Source organism: Propionivibrio soli, assembly GCF_025770765.1.
Classification (GTDB): Bacteria; Pseudomonadota; Gammaproteobacteria; order Burkholderiales; family Rhodocyclaceae; genus Propionivibrio; species Propionivibrio soli.
Genome location: NZ_JANZKY010000022.1, coordinates 45,786 through 65,055, shown reverse-complemented (window position 1 = coordinate 65,055; position 19,270 = coordinate 45,786). Strand labels below are relative to the sequence as shown.

Here is a 19,270-nt window from a genome sequence, read left to right as displayed (position 1 = left end):
GACCCCTTTTTGTGCATCGATCGCCGCGGAGAGTCCATCGACACCGACGAGAATCAAAGCCACTACCGAGACGACGATTAGAAGGATGAGCCGCTTGGCGATGGTAAGGTTTTTCATAGGAAATGCCTTTTTATGAGCACAGCGATGCCGTTGACGTTCTGACGTTTCGGCGAAGTGTACGCACTTGCGAGAAGAGGGAACATCAGGGAAAGCCTGAGATTCCTCGACGAAAAACCCCAGCGTTCAGCTGAGGTGCCCCCTCTGTTAGTGCCAAGAGCGTTCTAGTAAAAGTCCTTGGTGAGGCTGGCCCGGTTTTAGTACCGGCCTGAGCTGGAGATTTCCGGCTCTACTGGACCCGCCAATGCGGGCGATCGCCCGCATTGGCGGGCAAACTCGGCGGGTGTCATCCAGCCCTGCGCCGAGGGTGGACGATCCTCGTTATAGTACCGCCGCCACGCGTCGATTTTTCTCCTCGCGTCCTCCAGAGACAAGAACCAGTGGGCATTCAGGCACTCCTCCCGAACGCGCCCGTTGAACGACTCGACCTTGGCGTTATCAGTCGGCCGGCCGGGACGCGAGAAGTCGAGTTCAACACCATACTCATAAGCCCATTTGTCCATCGCCTTCGAAATGAACTTGCTACCATTGTCGACCTTGATCGTCTTCGGCAGTCCGCGGATCAGGCGTAGTTGTTCAAGCACGCGCACGACATCATCCCTTTTCAGACTTTGTCCCACTTCAATTGCCAAGCATTCGCTCGTGTAGTTGTCGACGATCGGCAGCGTCAGCAGGCGGCGCCCATCGAACAGCGCGTCGGCGACGAAATCCATGCTCCATATCTCGTTGATTGCCGATGCGTGATGCTTTGGTTGGCGCAGACGCGCGGCCTTTTCCGTCGCGGCCGCCGGTGCCGCAAGGACAACCTGTCGGCCCGATACAGGCGATAAACACGTTTGATATTGTCTTTCCAGCCTTCCCGCCGCAACAGCAAGTGGACAAGCCGATATCCGTAATGCACCCGCGTCATCGTAATCTCGCGAATGCGCATGAGCAGCGGCCGCGCATCGCGAGCCCGCGACCGATAGCCATACACCGAGCGCGAGATCTTCATGACGCTGCATGCCTGGCACTGACTGGCACCGTGCCGGTCGATCAGGTGGTCGACGAGTTCCCTGCGGCGGAAAGGCTTCAAAGCTTTTTTGAGAGCACGTCCTGCAGCATCACCTTGTCGAGAGAGAGATCCGCCACCAGGCGCTTTAGTTTGCGGTTCTCTTCTTCGAGTTGTTTCAGGCGGCGGAGCTCCGACGGGCCGAGCCCGCCGTATTTCTTGCGCCAGCTATAGAACGTCGCGTTCGAAATCCCCATCTTGCGGCACACCTCTTCGACCGGTGTCCCGACCTCCGCCTGCTTCAATGCAAAGGTGATCTGCTCTTCCGTAAACTTCGATCGTTTCATCGCACAATCTCCTTCTGCTACTTGGAAAGTGTGCCGAAAATTCCAGCTCAATTCGGTACGAAATTACGGGGTAGCCTCACCCCTCCCGCTCAACAGCAATCTGCAGTGCCGCAAGGGAAAGATTCACTCAAATGTCATTTCACAAACCTGCTGGCAAGCTACCCTTCTAGCTCCTAGCGCAATGGTTGTCCACCCGGTATCGCAAAGCCTTGTCGACGCGGCATACCGCATAATGGCGGCCACTAAGAAGACACTCCGTGCCGATTCTCTCGCGCCGAGTACACAAATCGCAACGATCCGCGGGGCCGCGACTCGCGTCCTCCACTCCGAACGCAGGCAGGGCATCGCTCTCGTCTTGATCACTATGCTGCTTTTCGCCGCCCATGACGCTTTGTCCAAGCATCTGGCGCGGTACTACCCGGCTTCCGAACTGCCCTGGGTACGTTATCTGACGCACGTGGTCTTGATAGTTGCCCTATTTGGCCGACACATGGGGGTGGCCCGTTCAGACCGGCCGGCCAGCCACCGGGCTCGAGGGGCCGGTTGTGGCGACTCTGGCACGGCAGCCCAGCTGGTTCATGACGACGCCGGGCGACTCCTTGCTGATGGGCTGCCTCGGCATCTCGACGGGTCTCGGCCACTACCTGCTGATCGAAGCCTTCCTGCACATAGCCCCCACCGTAGCCGCGCCTTTTCCTACACGCATCTCGTGTGGGCGGTCCTTCCGTGGGACCCGCACTCGGCGAGGCGCGCGATGCGGGTACCCTGACTGGGATCGCCGTGATCGCGGGTGGCATCCACACCGCGCGCCAGCAGGAGAAACGCTGAGGCGGTAAGCGTCTGGGCACCCCCCCGGGGCGGTCCAGCGACTCCCAAAGTCGGCCCTTCGGGGCGGCTTCCCGAATGCCCCCCATCGCCCAACGTCTCCGGGCGCAGATACCCGCGCTGGTTTTCTTTGCCACGTTGTCGATTTGATCGCGCCTCGCGCGTCGTACTCGTGAAGGCATGCGCCGCGTGCCGATTCTTTCCGTGGAGGACACCGCTATGACCTACGTCGATGGATTCGTACTCGCCGTTCCGACGGTCAACCGTGAGCAATACCGGCAATACGCCGAAACGGTGGCTTCGACCTTCAAGGAGCACGGCGCCCTGAGCGTCGTCGAGTGTTGGGGTGACGACGTTCCGGAGGGGAAGGTGACTTCGTTCCCGATGGCCGTGAAGAAGAACGACGATGAGAGTGTGGTTTTTGCCTGGATAACCTGGCCATCACGGGAGGCGCGCGATGCAGGCATGAAACGGGTGATGGACGACACTCGCTCGCAGGCGGCAATGAACTCGATGCCCTTCGATGGCAAACGCCTGATCTATGGCGGATTTGAAATGATCGTCAACGCCTAGGGCCATGCAAGAACGGCGCATCCCCTACACGGGGACGTGCGCCACGAACCGTAACAATGAAAGACGAAAGGAACAGCCATGCCGAGTCAATCCACTCTCGCGCCCGCAACCGAATTGGCAAGGAAAAACGGCGTGCGTTTCCCGAACGAGAGCGGCGAGTACCGCGCCGCCCGGGACGCGCTGCTGGCCGAGGAGATCGAGTTGAGGCGCCATATCGAGCGCGTTGCCGAGCAGCGCCGCGCCTTGCCACCCGGTGGCGAGCTGCCTCGCCGCTACACTTTCGATGGACCCGACGGGCCTGCGGACTTCGAGAGTCTGTTCGGCGACAAAACGACCCTGGCCATCTACAGCTGGATGTATGGTCCCGCCCGGGCGCAGCCTTGTCCGATGTGCACCTCGTTGCTTTCGGCGTGGGATGGTGAAGCGCTCGACATTGGTCAGCACATTGCGCTAGTCGTCGTTGCCCGCTCGCCGATCGAGCGCCTTTTGGCGTTCAAGGAGCAACGCGGTTGGCGCAATCTGCGCCTCTATTCCGACACCCGCGGCGATTACACGCGCGACTATGTAAGCGCGGAAGACGCCGACATGCCGGCGTTCAACGTGTTCAGCCGGCGCGACGGCAAGATCCGCCATTTCTGGAGTGGCGAAATGGGGTCGGTGACCGCCGACCCGGGGCAAGATCCGCGCGGCGCCCCCGACCTCATGCCTTTGTGGACGGTGCTCGATTGCACGCCGGAGGGCCGCGGCAGCGACTGGTACCCGAAACTCAGCTACTCCGAGACTTCGACCTGATCGTTTTCGTAAGCGCCTACGGAAGAACGTTGCGCGTTGCGCCGGTTGAACGAAATGACATCGATGGCCAGAGCCTCCTCCCACTGCTTCGGCATGTGCCAGCGCGCCAGCCATGCCGGTATCGATGTTGCCTCCATCGGCCGCGCAATGCCGTACCCCTGGGCGCGATCACAGCCGCAATGCAGCAGCGGGACGGCATGTTCGAGCGTCTCGACGCCTTCGGCAACGACGGTTCGCTTCAGCGTGTGCGCCATGCCTACGATGCCTTGGACGAGCGCCTTGTCCTCGTTGTTGTCGAGCATGTCGCGCACGAAGGTGCGGTCGATCTTCACGCAGAACACCGGCAATTGCCGCAGGTAGGTCAGCGACGAGTACCCGGTACCGAAGTCGTCGAGCGAGAAACGCACGCCGAGGGGCGCGCATTCCTTGATCCGCTCGGTAATTTCGCTGAGGTCTTCAAGCGCCGTGGTTTCGAGTATTTCGAGTTCGAGACCCGTGGGGTCGAGTTGCGGGTAGGCTTTGAGAATGCCGGCCAGGCGATCCGCGAAATCGGCGCGCTGCAGGTGCAGGCCGAATACGTTGACGCTCACCTCAAGATCGATGCCTTCGGCCAGCCAGCGCTGCCTCTGGGCCAGGGCTTCCTCCAGCACCCATTCGCCGACCGGGAGAACGAGTTCGGTGGCTTCGATCGACGGCAGGAAGTGCGATGGCGCCAGGAGCCCGAGTTCCGGGTGCTGCCAGCGCAGCAGCGCCTCCACACCGACGACCTTGCCCGTTCGCAACTCGACTTTGGGCTGGTAGACGAGCCGCAGTTCGTCGCTGGCAATCGCCTCCACCAGTCGTACGTATTGCTGTTGGTGATGCCGCAAGCGGCGGTCGCTCTCCGTATCGAAGAAGTGCATGCGATTCTTGCCCGCACGCTTGGCGTCGTACATGGCCTGGTCGGCATGTCGCAGCAAGGCATCGGGATCATCGACCGCATCGTACGGATAGAGCGTGACGCCCACGCTGATGGTCACGTACGAACTGACGCCGCCGATGTGGTAGGGCTCCGCGGCTGCCCGGATCATGCGCGAGACCGCGCTTTCAACCTCGGCAAGCTGCGTCAGCCCGCAGAAGAGGACGACGAATTCGTCGCCGCCCAGGCGGGCGACGGTATCGCTGTCGCGAGTGCAGCCCTGCAAGCGCTGGGCCACTTCGATCAAAAGCTGGTCGCCCGCCTCGTGGCCCAAACGGTCGTTGACCTCCTTGAATCCGTCGAGGTCAAGCGCACAAACCCCAAGCAACTCGTTGCCTTTTCGGCGGCATTGAGACATGGCGTGCGCCATCCGGTCGGCGAGCAGCCCTCGGTTCGCAAGCCCCGTCAATCGGTCGTAGTAAGCCATGCGTTCGAGTTGGCGCTGGCTTTCCTTTAGCTCCGTCACATCCGCAATCACGGCGGCCAGGCTGGACATATGTCCGCTCGGGTCGCGCAACGCCGACACGCGGGATTGTTGCGTGTAGGGTTCGCCACTCTTGCGGCGGCTGGCTACTTCCCCTTCCCAATACCCTTTCTCACGCAGCGACTCGCGCACCTCGGCGCGTATCGCCTCGTCTTCGGATGGCGACACCAGACGGTAAAGATCCAACTGGGCAAGGTCCTCCTGTGTATAGCCCGTGATCTTGGTGAAGGCGGGGTTCGACTCGATCGCGATGCCCTCAGCATCGGTAATCAGGATGCCGTTCGAAGAGTTCTGGAAGACGGCCCTCGCTAATTGCAGTCGCTCCTCGGCAAATTTGCGCTCGCTGATATCCTGAGACGTGCCCACCAGACGGACCGGCTTACCTTCCGCGTCGAACTCGAGTTTGCCCAACCCGTGTAGCCACACGACCTTACCGTCGCTCGGGCGCACCACGCGGTATTCGTAATCGAAGATGCCGTGTTTGCCGATCACTTCATCGCGGAAGTACGCTTGCATCGGCGCGAGATCGTCTGGGTGCACGAGTTTTCGCCACCCCTCGACGGTTGGCGGATACGCGGTGTCTATGCCGAAAATTTCCCTGATCTTGTCCGAATTCCTCCAGACGCCGCTCGCCAGGTCAAGCGTGTAGGTACCAAGGCCGCCGGCGTCTTGCGCGGCGATGAGCGCCTTATCGCGTTCCTCGATTTCGCGTACCGACCCTTGCAGGCGCGCATTGGTTTCCTGCAGCGAAACGGCATAGGAACGCTCCCGCCGCCAGTGGCGAAAGGCGAACGCGGCCGAAGCATCGGTGACGAGCAAGAAAACGCCGAGGAACCCCAAGAGAGCTGAAGTCAATCGCCTCCAGTCTGCCAGATAATCATGTTTCGAGACGCCGACGAAGGTGTAGAAAGACGCGTTGCTGATGGCGCGGAAACTGTAAATTCGCTCTATGTCGTCGATGACGGTGCGCGCATGATATGTCCCAGACGTTTTTCCCGCCGCTAGCAGCTCGGTGGCCTCCGGGCTCATGCGGGCATCGCCCACGGTGACTGGTATGCCACGATAGCTGGAGGGCGCACGAGCGATCAGTCCTAGCTGACTATCGCGCAACGAGATCACACCGCGCGGCCCGACATCGAAACGCGAAAGCATCGCGTCGAGATACGAAACAGGTAGCGGAACGGCAACGACGCCGGCGAAGGCACCTGACTGGTCGGTGTAAGCCCGTGCGAGAACGATAACGAGATTTCCGGTGACACGGCTTACCAGCGGTTCGGTAACTACAAATCCCGTCCGTTTCCCGCTCTTGAGGTCTTTGAAATACTCCCGATTGGCGGCCGAATACGTGGTGTTCCCGTTCTCTTCATGGAAAACCATTGTCCCGCTGGCATCCGCGATTCCCCACCCTTCCGTCTCCTTGAATTGTGCCTGGTGTGGAGTGACGAGGCCGTAGATGTTGGAGGCCCGGTCTTCGCCTTCGCCGAGATGATGGTGACCAAGATCATCGATGGTCGCCACAAGCGCCACGTCGATCTTCGCGATCTCATTGGTCAGCGCCAGGTCGATCGCCAACGACACGTTCTGGCTGCGGATCTCGGCTTCCCGGATATTGCGGTCGTAGAGAAAGTTGACACCGGAGAGGACACCAGCGATAGCGACGAGGTTGAGCGCCAGCAGCGCGATCACTACCCAACGAGCCTGCAGCCGCTGAACTCCCGGCCGGGCAAGGGCGGGGTTTTCCTCGCTCGCCGCGGCGCCGCCATCGCGAACGCTGTCCGCCGGACCGCTCGGATCATGTGGGGTAGTCTGACTTTCCATCGCGCTCTTCTTCTCGATTGTTCGCGGGAGCGGCCCCGAAACGCCGCTCGTCCCGCGAGTGCGAGTAACCCTGACCGTACACACACTCTAGTACACACGGAATGGTGACAACATGGAAACTTGCGCAAGCAAGCCACCTCGCCGCTGCGATACGTGGCAGAAAGCGACGAGAAGATTAGCGCCGACGCGGGCATAAACGAGAGTATCTGTAACCAAGCGCCGGCTAGGCTACGGCGCGAGCGCCTTGGACGCGCATGTACCAGATGGTGCGCCTGGCGGGCGGTGGAGTACCTGCGACTATATCGGCGTCAGTCTCGCCCCAACGCGGGCCGGATCGATTTCGCCCCGCCGGGCGGGTTGCAGAACCTCCGCCCAGATTTTCTCGGAGAACCTCCGTTGGCCCTTACCTTTAGGCAACGAACCGAAGTCACGGTACTCAAGTGAGCACGCCGCGCCCGTCGGTCCTGACCATCTGTAGGCAGTCGCCCACAAACGAGCCGCCGTGCCGTCAGCCTCAACGCACGCTGTTCCGCAAGTGGCCGATGAAGTCATCACTCGTCATCGGTTTCGCAAAAAGGTAGCCCTGCCCGTCCGTGCATCCCATCGCCCGCACACGTTGCCGCTGCTCTTCGGTTTCGATGCCTTCGGCAACCGTCTTCAAGCCAAGTTGCGCGGCGAGTTGCAGCACGATCCCCGCAATGCTGAAGTTGCCGTCACGGCTTTCCGCCCCGCTGATGAATGAGCGGTCGATCTTCAGACGGTCAACATTGAGCTGCCGAACAATATTGAGCGAGGAATAACCCGTGCCGAAATCGTCGATCGAAACCGCGATACCGGCGCCACGCACGGCAGTGAGCTTTTTCACGATCAACTTGATGTTGTCGATAGCCACCGATTCCGTCAGTTCGATCTCAAGCATCCCTGGAAGCGTGCCGAATTCCCGGGCGATTGACACGAGCTTCTCGACGAAATCAGGTTCACGGAATTGCACATGAGAGACATTGATCGCCATGCGCAGACCGGGGTATCCGGAAAGGGCGAGTTGCCGCTGGAACTGCAGGGCCGTGCGCACGACCCATTCGCCGATCGGCACCATCAGACCGGATTGTTCTGCGATGGGAATAAATGTGTCCGGCGGGATAAATTCGCCCTGCTCGGTACGCCAACGAAGCAAGGCTTCGGCACCAACGATTCGCCCACTGGTCAACTCAACGACCGGCTGGTAGACGAGGAACAGCCGCTCCGCCGAAAAGCTCAGACGCAGCCGGTTCAACATTTGCATTCGTGCCCGCGCCGCGGCGGCATGCGCCGCTTCAAAATAAAGAGCCTTGCCGCGGTTGAATGACTTCGCCTGTTTCAATGCAATGCTGGCGTTTTTCAGAAGCTCCACGGCCTTTTCCCGATCCTCGTCCAACCGCAATAGTCCGGTCGTGGCGGACAGGCGCAGTTTTTCGCCGACAATCTCGTACGGCGACAAGAAAACGGCCTCAATGGCGCCGGTGTTCACCTCGTCGTGTGCGCCGAGAATGCCGAACACATCGTTGCCAATACGCGCTATTTCCACTGCGGTGGAGAAACTCTCGCGCAGGCGCTGAGCTACCGCCTTGAGTACCGCGTCGCCAAATTCCTGATCGAGCACGCTATTGATGTCGGCAAAGCCGTCAATATCGATCAAGGCCAGCACGTCGGCCTCAGGCCCCCGCTGGTTTATGCGGGCGACAAAGCTGTTTCGGTTCGGCAGCTTCAATAACGAGTCTTCATAGGCGAGATCGGATATGCGCTTGAGCAGCACCGTGTTGTCGAAAGCGACCGCGATATTGCTGCAGAAAAGCCCAAGCAATTCCAGATCGACGTTGCTCAATTGGTGGTCGACATCGACAAAGGCCGCAATAGATCCACCGTCGGAGGCACTGAAAAACAGGCGTGTCGTTTGACCAAAATGATGTCGGCGGTCAGTCAGCGATCTTTCGAGTTCGACCCGTACCCGTTGATCAGGAACGCTTGCCAGCGACATGCCTATCCATTGCGAGTAACGGCCGGCAGCGGCAAGGATATAGGGAGATTCCCCAGAATGGCCATCGCTGGAATTGGCGGCTGCGCAAACGACGCCCTCTTCGGGAACGGAGAGCAGTGCGCACAATTGCGTGACGATGCCCTCGGCGAAACGCTGCAGTCCCTTAGGCTGGCTCAGATCGGTGCTCGCGGCGACGATCATTTCCAGACCGCGACGATTGGCCTCGAGCTGGTGAATCTGCCAATAGGAGCGGACGGCCACGGTCAGGCTCGTAAACAAGCGGACGCGAGTTAACTCCGATTTCGTCTTGTAATCGTTGATATCGAAAGCTCGGATGGTGTCGATTTCCGGCGCATAGCCAGGCTGACCCGTGCGCAGAATGACACGCAATGCGTGATTGCCTAGTTCTTCCCGCACATAACGGACGAATTGCAGACCGGCATCCGGCGTTTCCATCACCACGTCGAGCAACACGACAGCCAGGTCATCGTGTTGCTCGACACAAAGACGAGCCTGTTGCGCGGAATAGGCGTGGAGGAATTCGACGGTGCGGCCCTCGATAACTACGCCGCTCAACGCAATCTCGGTCGCCTTGTGGACGTCCGGCTCATCATCGACGATGAGCACGCGCCATCGAGGCTTTTCAACGGCCGGAGCGGCATCACGTTCGCCAAGGAACGACATCAACTCTTCGTCTGTTTCTGAGGTAATCATTAGTGACGCCTCCCTGGGCTTTTTTTAGCGCGATGAAAGACCGTCGCTTTCCGGCAAGTAATTCGATCCTTCGTTACACGAGTCGCTACGCACCGCCGGTGCGGCAAGCGGCAGTTCAATGGTGAATCGAGTCCCTGCGCCGACCGCCGATTCGGCACGGATCTCGCCGCCAAGTACGCCGGTGACGAGGTTGTAAGCGATGCTCAAGCCCAAGCCGGAGCCCCCGCTGCCCAGGCGGGTAGTAAAGAAAGGATCAAAGATGCGGGCGAGATGTCGCGTTTCGATGCCTTTGCCGTTGTCCTCGACGGTGATACGCACAAATCCTGCTTCTCTTTCTGCGGCAACGACGACGGCGCAAGACGGGCGGCTTTCGCCCCCATGAATAACCGCATTGTCGATCAGATTGCCGACCACCTGCTCCAACGCGCCCGGGTAGCTGTCGAGGACGATGTCTGGGGGAATATTCATCTCGAAGGTCACGGGTGCATGTTTGTGGCGGAGGCTCACGGCCGCCATCATTTCGTTCATCGTCTCCCGGAGTTCGAATTCGCGTCGCCGTGCGCTGGTCTGGTCAACGGCAACCTGCTTGAAATCATGAACGAGCCGAGCCGCCCGCTGCAGGCTGCTCTGCGCCAGTGCGGCGGCCTGTGCAATATCGTCAAGCATGGTATCGAGCTGAGAACGGCGGATTCCCGCATCAATCTGATGGCGTAGTTCAAGGCATTTGTCGCTGATGGTGCTGACGACGGTAACGCACGTCCCGATCGGGGTGTTGAGTTCGTGTGACACGCCGGCGACCAAGGAGCCGAGCGACGCAAGTTTTTCCGATTGAACGAGATGGGTCTGCATACGCTGCAACTCGTCCAGCGTCGACTGCAAGCGGGTGTTGACTGCCTTGAGCGTGTGGGTACGTTCGTCCACCTGTTCCTCGAGGTGATTCACCGATGCAGACAATGTCTGGCGCATGCTGTCGAGGCGGCCAGCCAACTCGCCAAACTCATCGGGAGCGAGCTTGACCACAGGTGTCTGCAAATCGCCGGCAGCGATGCCCTCCGCGCTTTCCTCAAGCTTGCGCAGCGGAATCAACACTCGCCGGGACAACCAGAGACCAAGGATGGCTAACGACGCTAGAACCTGGGTGGCAATTATGACGAGCAGGCGCCCGGACGCCTCCCAGGCAAAATCCGTAGCTGCCTGAGTAGAATAGCTGAGAGTCACTTCGGCCAGCCGCTCTCCATCATGGCGGACCATCCGGGAAGCAACGACCGTCTGGCTCTCCGAAGAGGCTCCGTTGCGGTAGCTGAAGATGGTTTTTTGCTCCGGATCGATGACATCGATCGCGACAACCGACGGATCGGCGGTGATAGCGCCGATCAGCGGTTGTGCGCTCTCCGGAGTCATGTCCCAGAGCGGCCGTTCCAGCCCGGCTTGGAGCAGGTCAACAAGCTTGTCGCTGCGTTTGCGTACGTCGCTTTCGATGATTTCCTGCCGATTCAAATAGATCATCGTCAGCCCGGCGACGATGCCAGGCACGATCAGCGAAACCATGACGGCGAATACGAGCGCGCGTCGCAACCCCCGTTGCTTCTTGGGCTGTCCCTGCCCCAGCACCTTCGATGGCCGAATAGCGGATTCGGGAAGCATTACGGAACTCGGCCTCCTCGTTTGCCAGTGTCTATGGCCTGATCGACGACCGGGGTCGTCAAATGGTATTCGGTGAAGTAGTGGTCGAATCTACCGCTTGCGTGCAGTGCAGCAAGGCCCTGGTTGAAACGCTCGACGAGCGTCTGGCTGGCCGGATTTTTCCGCGACAGGGTGAGACAAATCAGCGACCGGCTGAGTCTGCGCGGATGGAAGGTGATTTGCTCCGCCTGGCTCGGTGTGAAGGCGGTGCGTAGCAAATAGAGCCCAACCTCCAGATCAATGGCAATCGCGTCGAGGCGGTTGTCGAGCAACTTGCGGAGGTTCTGCTCGTCGAGCGCCACCGATTCCACCTGCAAAACGCCACTGCGCACGGCGGTGTCCCACTCTTCGCCGTACGAGTAGCCGGCCGCCGCTCCCAGGCGCCAGCGTTTCAGATCCTCAACACGGGACCACTCAATCGGTACGGCCTTGCGGTAGAAAAGCACTTTGTCCGCATAGATCACCGGGTCGCTCATGACGAACTCAACGACGCGTACCGAATCCCTCGCCCACCCCACCGAGCCATCCCAAGTGCCGTTGCGGGCGTATTCGTAAGCGCGCTTCCATGGGAAATACCCGTACTCGACTGTGACTCCGACCTGCTTGAAAGCATCCGCGACGACGCGCGAGAGCGGCCCGCCTTGAGGCAGGCTCTGCGAGGTAAACGGCGGCCACTCGCCGTTGGTGATACGCAACGTTTCTGCCCGCAACGATGATGGGCTAGCGATAAGGACCGACAACGTGACAAGCGCGAGTTGGTGAAAACGCATGGCCGTAGGTGTTCTGCCCAGAGGGTGTTCGCCGGTCCCATGTAACATAGGCGTATGACGCTACTATAGATCACCCGCGGAGATTCCCCGGAAAGCCGCCGGAAGGGCTGCGATTGTTAGAGCGAACGGAGTCTCGGTGCGAGCAACGGCGACGAAGCGACGGGCGTTCATGGATTCGGGACCTTGGCCTCGAATGTGCCGAAGGTGCCGCAACGCGCGGGCGAAGCATTCATCGGAGCGGCCCGCCATTCACCCGAACCCAGGCTCACCCAGACCCGGGCACGTACACCCGCCTACAACCGATACGAGGCCAACACCTTGTGAATGTCCTTGGCCATCGTATCGAGCTCGCGTGCCGTCTGCGCGTCGCGTGCCGCGCTCGCGGCCCCGGCGTCGGCCATCTGCGCCATCTGCTCGATAAGCCGCGCCACGTTCTGGCTGGCGCCGCCTTGCGACTTGATCGCGTCGGTGATTTCGGCGACGGAGCTGACGGTGCGCCGGCTGCTCTCGCCGATTCTGACGATGGCTTCGCCCGCCCCCTCGGCGTGGCTCACGGTTTTCTTGACGCAGCTCACGGTCGTCTCCATGTTGCTTGCCACGGTCTGAGCGCTGCCCTGGATCTTGGCCACCGTCGCCGCGATCTCCTCGGTCGACCGAGCGGCGCGTTCCGCGAGCTTGCGCACTTCGTCGGCAACCACCGCAAAGCCGCGTCCCTGTTCACCCGCTCGCGCCGCCTCGATGGCCGCGTTGAGCGCCAGCAGATTGGTCTGGTCGGCGATCTCGCGGATCGTCTGCACAACCGAGCGTATCGTCGTGCTTTGCATCTGCAGCTCGTTAACGAGTTCCGTCGCATTGGTCACAACGCCGGCGATTTCGTTGATGTCCTCAACCGCCTGCGTAATCACGGCCGACCCGGACGTGGCGAGCGCACTCGCCTCCGACGTCGAGGCGTGCGACTGGGTCGCCTGGTCGCCGACGTGGGCGATGCTCACCGAAAGCTCCTGCATCGCCGCCGCCATTCCTGTCGCGGCTTCGCTTTGGTTCTGCGAGTTCGCGGCACTGCGCGTGGCACCGTCGGCCATCTCGGTAGACGCCGTGGCAACGGCCACCGCGACGTTGCGTAGTTGCGTCAGGTTGTTCTGCAATTGTTCGAGCAGCCGATTGAGCGAATCGGCCATGTCGCCCAGCTCGTCGTGCGAAAGGACCGGCACACGCGCCGTGAAGTCGAGATCGCGGCCGATGCGCGCCACGGTTTCCTGCATGCCGCGAACCGCGCCCCCAATGCCACGGACAGTAAACAGCCCGATGAAAACGACTACCGTCCCGGCGATGGCCATCCCGATCCACGAGACGAGATTGCCGACGCTCGCCTGCCGCTCGGATTGCGCGCGCACCGCGTCGGCCTGCCGCCGGTTGTGCTCCGTGTGGTCGAGCATCACTTTCTTGAGTTGCTGGCTGATCGGCCGCAGTTTGCCGAACATGAGCAGCGTCGCCGCGTCAACGTCATAAGCGCGCGAGGCTTCCATCATCTGCTGCGCTACCGGCATATACGACTTGAGCAGCGACTGCTCGGTGGCCAGCATCTTCTTGCCTTCCTCATCGTCGACCAGCTTGGCGAACTCCGTGAATTGCACCTCGAGCTTCTTGTAGGCCGCGTCGACGTTCTGTTGCGCGGAATCCTTGATCGTCGGTTCCTTGGTTGCAATATGGCCCGACGCTTCGACCTCGAGCACGAGAAAGGTGGATTGGATTTCGCCGAGCATCGCGTTGCGCGGCATCGTTTCCTCGATCAGCGAAGACGCCGTACCTTGCGCCGTTCGCGTCGTCCAGCTGCCGATCGCGCCGACACCGAGCAATGCCACGATGCTGACAATGACCATCGCCGACAGGCGGGCCGTGATCGTTCTTCTCATAACGTCTTCCCTCGCACTGTTTTTTGTTTGTGGCGCCAAGCGCCTTCGGCCGCAGGATCATCCCATACGTTTTCGTATGGGCAAAAAACTAATTCAGAACGGTGTCACTCCGACACAAACCCCGTGGCGCCTTGCTTTGAGACGAGCGATTGGAATTGGTCAGGTGGCCAGCAAACGCTTCAACCACTCCGGCAACACGGTCGGCAATCGCTCCGGATGCGACAGCAAAGCGTGATGGCCTTTGCCGAAGACGTACGGCACGTAAGCGGCCGCCTGCCGATCGACCGTCAGGCAGAAAATCGACAGCCCGCGCTGCCGGCCTTCCAGCACCGCCTGCCGCGTGTCTTCCAGTCCATAGCGCCCTTCGTATTGATCGTTGTCGTTCGGTTTGCCGTCGGAAAGCAGGAGCAGCAAGCGATGCCGCGCCCGGCGCTCGGCAAGCAGAGCGCAGGCGTGACGCAGTGCGGCGCCCGCACGCGTGTAGCGCTCTGGCTCGAGGCCGGCGATACGCAAGGCAACCTCATCACCATGATGTTCGTCGAAGCCTTTGACGCGCCGAACAGAAACGCCATGCGCGCCCTCTCCGGAAAACGCGAGGATCGCGTGCGGCTCGCCAAGACTGTCGAGGGCGATCGACAGCGGCAATAGCGCTTCGCGCTCCACGTCGATGATGCGCCGCTGCCCGGATACCCAGCCGTCGGTCGAGCCACTGACGTCCACGAGAACGACGATCGCGGTATCGCGCCGAGCCGGACGACTCTGCCGATACAAGCGTTGCGAAAGAGCGGCGCCGCCGCGCAGGTCGGCACGTGCTTCGATGCACGCATCGATGTCGATCTCGTCACCCTCGTACTGGCGGTAACGGGCGACGCGCCGCACACGCAAGCGTTCGAACTGCCGCCGGATCTGGCCAAGCATCGACCGCTGTTCGGCAAGCGTGCGCTCGACCCACGACCGCGCCCCCGGCATGGCAGTGGTTTCAAACACCGTGGTGCCGGGCTCGCTATACGATTGTCGGCGGTAGTCCCACTCCGGATAGCGCACGCCGCCTCCGCTGGCCGACACCTTTACCGTCTCCAACACGGTTTTCGTTTGCGGAGGGTCGTCGGAAAGCAGCACCTCATGCGCGCGCTGCGACGTACGCACGAGGCGCGCTTCGTTCAGCTCGGAGACGGAATCGGCATACGCTTCCGCCGCGCTATCGGCGTCACGGTCCGCGGGCCGCTGAACACCCATCGGGTCTTCGGCATGTTCATGCGGCTGCGCAGTTTGCACCATGAACGCGCCGGGGGCGGCATCGTCGTCTTCGCCCTCTCGGCGCTGCCGCACACGCGGTCGCCGGTCCAGGCGCGCGCTGCGGACGGGAACATCGTCGAGCGGCGTTTCCCCGCCACCCATGGCCGCCGACGTTCCTTCCTCGCGCGGCCAATCACCCGTCCACCAATCCTTGAACAACGTGCTAGCGGGATGTGGCCATGCGGCCGCCAGCTCCTGTGCTGCGGCTTCCAGCGAAGCGGCGTCGAGCATGCCGGTCCACGCCTCGCTGCGTGCGAGATACCACTGTTCGAGCGCCCGCCGGTGCGGCGGGAAGCGCTCCAGCGGCGGGCGCCGGCGCCGCGCTTCTTCGCGCAGCCGGCGCAGGTCGTCGGCCAAACCCGGCAGGGCACGTCCCAGCGCCGCATCCGCCGCCTCAGCCTCGAGGACAAGCAGAAATTCGCAGGCCAGCGGATCGAGTGGCCCTTGCCGCCCCATCTCTTCCCGCCGCACGGCGCGCAGGCCTTGCTGCAACGCCATGGCGCGAAACAGCGCCGGCGCACGATCAACCGCCACACCCTTCAGCTCGCTCGGCAGCCAAACGGTTCTCCCTGCACAAGATGGCAGCGCGAGGTCTGGCCAGGGGCGTTCCTTGCCACGGAAAACCCGTGTCAGCAGGGTCGGGGGAAGAGCAGGAGGTGCCGCGCGCAACGACCAATGGCCGCCATGCACGGCGGTCAGCAGAAACGCGAGCCGAGCGGCGAGATCGGCGAGGCGCGGTGCACCGTCGCGCGGCGCCTTGCGGTGCCGTTGCCAGAGGGCTTGCCCGTACGCCGTGACGTGCCGTGCGGCGTCGACGATGAGGTCTTCGCCTTCCGCCATGCCGTCAAACGAACGTTGCGTCGACGAGATCGCGCATCGCGTCAACGAGCGTGGCGTCGTCAGAGAGCGGTGCCACGATCGCCGCCATGCATGCCGTTCGCAAATCGATCCCGGCCGCCGCTAAGCGTGCGGCGGCGACGAGCAGCCGCGTACTCGGCACTTCGGCCAAGCCCTTTTCGTGCAGCGCGCGCAGGCGCTGGGCGAGCGTCACCAGCGCCACGGCGTCGGCTTCCGACACGCCGCCTTCGCGCTGCACGATGCGCGTCTCGATGCCGGGGGCCGGAAGATCGAATTCGAAGGCGACGAACCGTTGCCGGGTACTTGGCTTGAGATCCTTGAGCATGTGCTGGTAGCCGGGGTTGTAGGAGATGACGAGCATGAACGACGGCGCGGCATGCAGCGTCTCGCCCGTTTTGTCGATCGGCAGCAGACGGCGGTGATCGGTGAGCGCGTGCAGGACGACGATCGTGTCCGAGCGGGCCTCGACCACTTCGTCGAGGTAGCAGATGGCGCCTTCGCGCACGGCGCGCGTGAGCGGCCCGTCGTGCCACATCGTGCTGTCATGATGGATCAGGTAGCGGCCGACGAGGTCGCTGGCCGACAGATCGTCGTGGCAGGCGATGCTGATTAGCGGACGCCCGAGCCGCCACGCCATGTATTCGACGAAACGCGTCTTGCCGCAACCGGTCGGCCCCTTGAGCATGACGGCGAGTTGGCGCGCCGCGCATTGCTCGAACAACTCGACCTCATTGCCGACCGCGAGATAGAACGGCGGGCTGCCGTCGCCAAGCTCTTCGTTTCCGATCCGATCCACGCGTTACACGGCCCGTATGCGCGAGGCGCCGGTGAGCGCGGCGCCCGCCGGAGCCCCGGCACGCACGGCGGACTCCTCGATCACCTCAAAGCGTGGCCGATAACGGAAGAAATCCCAGATGAAAGCGCCGACGCCCAACGCAAAGATCCCGCCGGTGGCGAGCAGCATCAGAAAGTGCACCTGGATCTTGAGCTGCGTATCGAGATAGCCGAGCCCAAGAATACGTTCAAGGTAAACCTGCCCGATGCCCGCCGTGGCGAACGATAGCGTCATCCCGAACATGCCGCCGATCTGTAGCCAGAACGCCCAATAACCCAGGCTGGAACCTTCTTCGCGGCGGTCGGGCGTCATCGCGGGCAAGGCGTAAGTGATCATCGCCATGACGATCATCGCGTAGGCGCCGAAGAACGCCGCATGGCCGTGCATCGCGGTGATGAGCGTGCCGTGCGTCCATTTGTTCACCGACGGCCAGGTGTGCGCGAGGCCAAGTACGCCAGCCCCGAAAAGCGTGAACACGGCACTGCCGATCGTCCAGTGCAACGCCAGCGTGTTCGGGTGCGCCAGCCCCGTGCGGCGGATCGCGCCGTACGCATACATCGCCATGCCGATCAGCGCCACGGGTTCGAGCGCGCTGAAGAAGCCGCCGATAGGCAGCCAATAGTGCGGCACGCCTACCCAGTAATAATGGTGCGCGGTGCCCAGGATGCCGGCGATGAAGACGAGGCCGACGATCACGTACAGCCACTTCTCCATCACTTCCCGATCCGCGCCTGAGAGGCGGATCAGCAGGTAGGCGAGGAAGCCGCCCTGAATCATTTCCCACACGCCCTCAACCCACAGGTGAATCGTCCACCAGCGATAGAAGATCGCCACCGTATAGTTTTCGAACTCCAGCAGCGCCGGCAGGTAAAGCACTGCCGCCATGCCGAGCCCGATCAGCAACACGCCTTCGCTGGTGGTAAAGCGACCGGCCTTACGGATCGTCATGCCGACGTTGTAGAGGAACATCAACATCACGACAACGACGGTGAGCTTCGACGGCAGCGGCTGCTCGAGCAGCTTGTTGCCGGTGCCGTACCGGAATAAGTAGCCGATGATCGTCGCCACGCCCATCACGGCCCACAGGGCAAGCTGCCAGTACGCAAGGCGCACGCTATACAACTCGGTGCGTGATTCGTCGGGCACCATCCAGTAGGTGGCGCCCATGAAGCCGGTGAGCACCCAGACGACGAGCAAATTCGTGTGGATGACCTTGGTAACATCGAAGGGCAGCACGTACAGCAAGGGGTCCGGCCCGAGGTACTTGGTGGCCGAGAGCAGGCCGAAGACGATCTGCAGGCCGAAGAGCAGCATAGCGACGGCAAAGTACCAGTAAGCGACTTGCTGCGATCGGTATCTCATGGATGCCCTCCTCCCTTTGCTTTCATGTTGGTTCGTACGGGAACGTCATCCGCCTACTTCAAGGTCGCCAGATAAGCCACAAGCTGGTCGATCTGCTCCGAATTGAGCTCCTTGGCGTACGTCGCGGGCATGAACGATTGCCCGTTGGCCGAGTACATCGCGCCCGGGACCACGTACGCGCTGGGATGTTCGATGGACTCGCGGATATAGCCCGCGGCGTCTTTCGCTTGGCCCTTGTAGTCCGGCGTTCCGATGTGCTGTTGCGCCCGCGTCGCGACGCCGGCGAGCGAGGGCCCGGCCATGTTCACGCCCGGCGCCACCGAATGGCAGGCCGCGCACGCCGGCGCCACCGAACGGAACAGCGACTGGCCGAGGGCGATGGGGTCCTGGCCGCTGCCGACCGGCCGAGCGCCGGGAGGTTGGCTGCCGCCCTGCTCGGCCTTGGTCGCCTGCTGTTCGGTGGTGAGATCGGTGCCGGGGATCGACGCGCCTGTCACCAGAATCGGCCGGGGCGGCCATCCCTGGTTATCCACTTTGGAAACCCAGTCGAGGAAGGCGATGAGGTCGGTGATCTCGTTTTCCGCCAGATTCTGCTTGGGCATCAAACGGCGGTGACGCGTCTCGTCGTAGAACTTCGACGGGTCCTGCATGTAGGCGTGAAGATAGGCTTCGCCTCGATGCTGCGCGATCTTGGTCAAATCGGGCGCGTAATAAGCGCCCTCGCCGAACAGCGTATGGCAATTGACGCAGTTGTATTTGTGCCAGACGTCCTTGCCGTGGGCGACGGCCGGGGTAATGTTCTTGGCGTTGGTGAGAGCGTCGAACTGCCGGTGGCTGTCAACCGTCATTCCGAGAAAGGCGACGGCGGCCAATGCGGTGGAGACGACCGCGAAGAGGCGACTTTGGCGTTTGTTCATTTT

At 61.8% G+C, this 19,270-nt stretch carries 11 protein-coding genes and 1 pseudogene; 2 read left to right on the top strand and 10 right to left on the bottom strand.

All coding sequences use genetic code 11. The annotated features are described in order from the left end of the window. Nucleotides 1-314: 314 nt before the first annotated feature. Nucleotides 315-1,455, bottom strand: a pseudogene (locus NZ453_RS20980) (IS3 family transposase). Between the two features lie 1,044 nt (nucleotides 1,456-2,499). Between NZ453_RS20980 and NZ453_RS20975 the strand changes: the two are divergent. Both NZ453_RS20975 and NZ453_RS20970 read left to right on the top strand, forming a co-directional pair. Further along, nucleotides 2,500-2,853 carry a DUF1428 domain-containing protein gene (locus NZ453_RS20975; protein ID WP_263772910.1) on the top strand — a complete coding sequence of 118 codons (354 nt, stop codon included), beginning with the start codon at nucleotides 2,500-2,502 and terminating at the stop codon, nucleotides 2,851-2,853. A gap of 78 nt (nucleotides 2,854-2,931) precedes the next feature. Next, nucleotides 2,932-3,645, top strand: coding sequence for a DUF899 family protein (locus NZ453_RS20970; protein WP_263772909.1), 714 nt, complete (start codon nucleotides 2,932-2,934; stop codon nucleotides 3,643-3,645). Here NZ453_RS20970 and NZ453_RS20965 read toward each other — a convergent pair. From NZ453_RS20965 to NZ453_RS20925, 9 genes are all read right to left on the bottom strand, one after another. Continuing rightward, nucleotides 3,624-6,905 carry a bifunctional diguanylate cyclase/phosphodiesterase gene (locus tag NZ453_RS20965; RefSeq protein WP_263772908.1) on the bottom strand — a complete coding sequence of 1,094 codons (3,282 nt, stop codon included), beginning with the start codon at nucleotides 6,903-6,905 and terminating at the stop codon, nucleotides 3,624-3,626. The genes NZ453_RS20970 and NZ453_RS20965 overlap by 22 nt on opposite strands. A gap of 514 nt (nucleotides 6,906-7,419) precedes the next feature. Next, nucleotides 7,420-9,633, bottom strand: a complete 2,214-nt coding sequence (locus tag NZ453_RS20960) for an EAL domain-containing protein (protein ID WP_263772906.1) — start codon at nucleotides 9,631-9,633, stop codon at nucleotides 7,420-7,422. Between the two features lie 24 nt (nucleotides 9,634-9,657). Continuing rightward, complete coding sequence (locus NZ453_RS20955) at nucleotides 9,658-11,277, bottom strand: sensor histidine kinase (protein WP_263772904.1); 1,620 nt, start codon at nucleotides 11,275-11,277, stop codon at nucleotides 9,658-9,660. After that, complete coding sequence (locus tag NZ453_RS20950; RefSeq protein ID WP_263772903.1) at nucleotides 11,277-12,086, bottom strand: substrate-binding periplasmic protein; 810 nt, start codon at nucleotides 12,084-12,086, stop codon at nucleotides 11,277-11,279. The genes NZ453_RS20955 and NZ453_RS20950 overlap by 1 nt, the downstream gene beginning before the upstream one ends. A 293-nt stretch (nucleotides 12,087-12,379) precedes the next feature. After that, nucleotides 12,380-13,999 carry a methyl-accepting chemotaxis protein gene (locus NZ453_RS20945; RefSeq protein ID WP_263772902.1) on the bottom strand — a complete coding sequence of 540 codons (1,620 nt, stop codon included), beginning with the start codon at nucleotides 13,997-13,999 and terminating at the stop codon, nucleotides 12,380-12,382. Between the two features lie 159 nt (nucleotides 14,000-14,158). Next, the gene (locus NZ453_RS20940) at nucleotides 14,159-16,135 is read right to left on the bottom strand and encodes a nitric oxide reductase activation protein NorD (protein ID WP_263772900.1); all 1,977 of its coding nucleotides are present in this window, start codon (nucleotides 16,133-16,135) and stop codon (nucleotides 14,159-14,161) included. A 4-nt stretch (nucleotides 16,136-16,139) separates the two neighbouring features. Next, on the bottom strand, nucleotides 16,140-16,949 hold the full coding sequence (locus tag NZ453_RS20935) for a CbbQ/NirQ/NorQ/GpvN family protein (protein ID WP_338051220.1): 810 nt from the start codon (nucleotides 16,947-16,949) through the stop codon (nucleotides 16,140-16,142). 3 nt (nucleotides 16,950-16,952) lie between these two features. Next, nucleotides 16,953-18,350 carry a cbb3-type cytochrome c oxidase subunit I gene (locus NZ453_RS20930; RefSeq protein WP_263772898.1) on the bottom strand — a complete coding sequence of 466 codons (1,398 nt, stop codon included), beginning with the start codon at nucleotides 18,348-18,350 and terminating at the stop codon, nucleotides 16,953-16,955. A 53-nt stretch (nucleotides 18,351-18,403) separates the two neighbouring features. Next, entirely contained in the window at nucleotides 18,404-19,267 is an 864-nt protein-coding gene (locus NZ453_RS20925) for a c-type cytochrome (protein WP_263772897.1), read from the bottom strand. Between the last annotated feature and the right edge of the window lie 3 nt (nucleotides 19,268-19,270).

What these genes read in the sequence shown, in the direction of transcription:
- NZ453_RS20975 (WP_263772910.1), top strand. Translation starts at nt 2,500, where the DNA reads ATGACCTACGTCGATGGATTCGTACTCGCCGTTCCGACGGTCAACCGT.
- NZ453_RS20970 (WP_263772909.1), top strand. Translation starts at nt 2,932, where the DNA reads ATGCCGAGTCAATCCACTCTCGCGCCCGCAACCGAATTGGCAAGGAAA.
- NZ453_RS20965 (WP_263772908.1), bottom strand. Translation starts at nt 6,905, where the DNA reads ATGGAAAGTCAGACTACCCCACATGATCCGAGCGGTCCGGCGGACAGC.
- NZ453_RS20960 (WP_263772906.1), bottom strand. Translation starts at nt 9,633, where the DNA reads ATGATTACCTCAGAAACAGACGAAGAGTTGATGTCGTTCCTTGGCGAA.
- NZ453_RS20955 (WP_263772904.1), bottom strand. Translation starts at nt 11,277, where the DNA reads ATGCTTCCCGAATCCGCTATTCGGCCATCGAAGGTGCTGGGGCAGGGA.
- NZ453_RS20950 (WP_263772903.1), bottom strand. Translation starts at nt 12,086, where the DNA reads ATGCGTTTTCACCAACTCGCGCTTGTCACGTTGTCGGTCCTTATCGCT.
- NZ453_RS20945 (WP_263772902.1), bottom strand. Translation starts at nt 13,999, where the DNA reads ATGAGAAGAACGATCACGGCCCGCCTGTCGGCGATGGTCATTGTCAGC.
- NZ453_RS20940 (WP_263772900.1), bottom strand. Translation starts at nt 16,135, where the DNA reads ATGGCGGAAGGCGAAGACCTCATCGTCGACGCCGCACGGCACGTCACG.
- NZ453_RS20930 (WP_263772898.1), bottom strand. Translation starts at nt 18,350, where the DNA reads ATGAGATACCGATCGCAGCAAGTCGCTTACTGGTACTTTGCCGTCGCT.
- NZ453_RS20925 (WP_263772897.1), bottom strand. Translation starts at nt 19,267, where the DNA reads ATGAACAAACGCCAAAGTCGCCTCTTCGCGGTCGTCTCCACCGCATTG.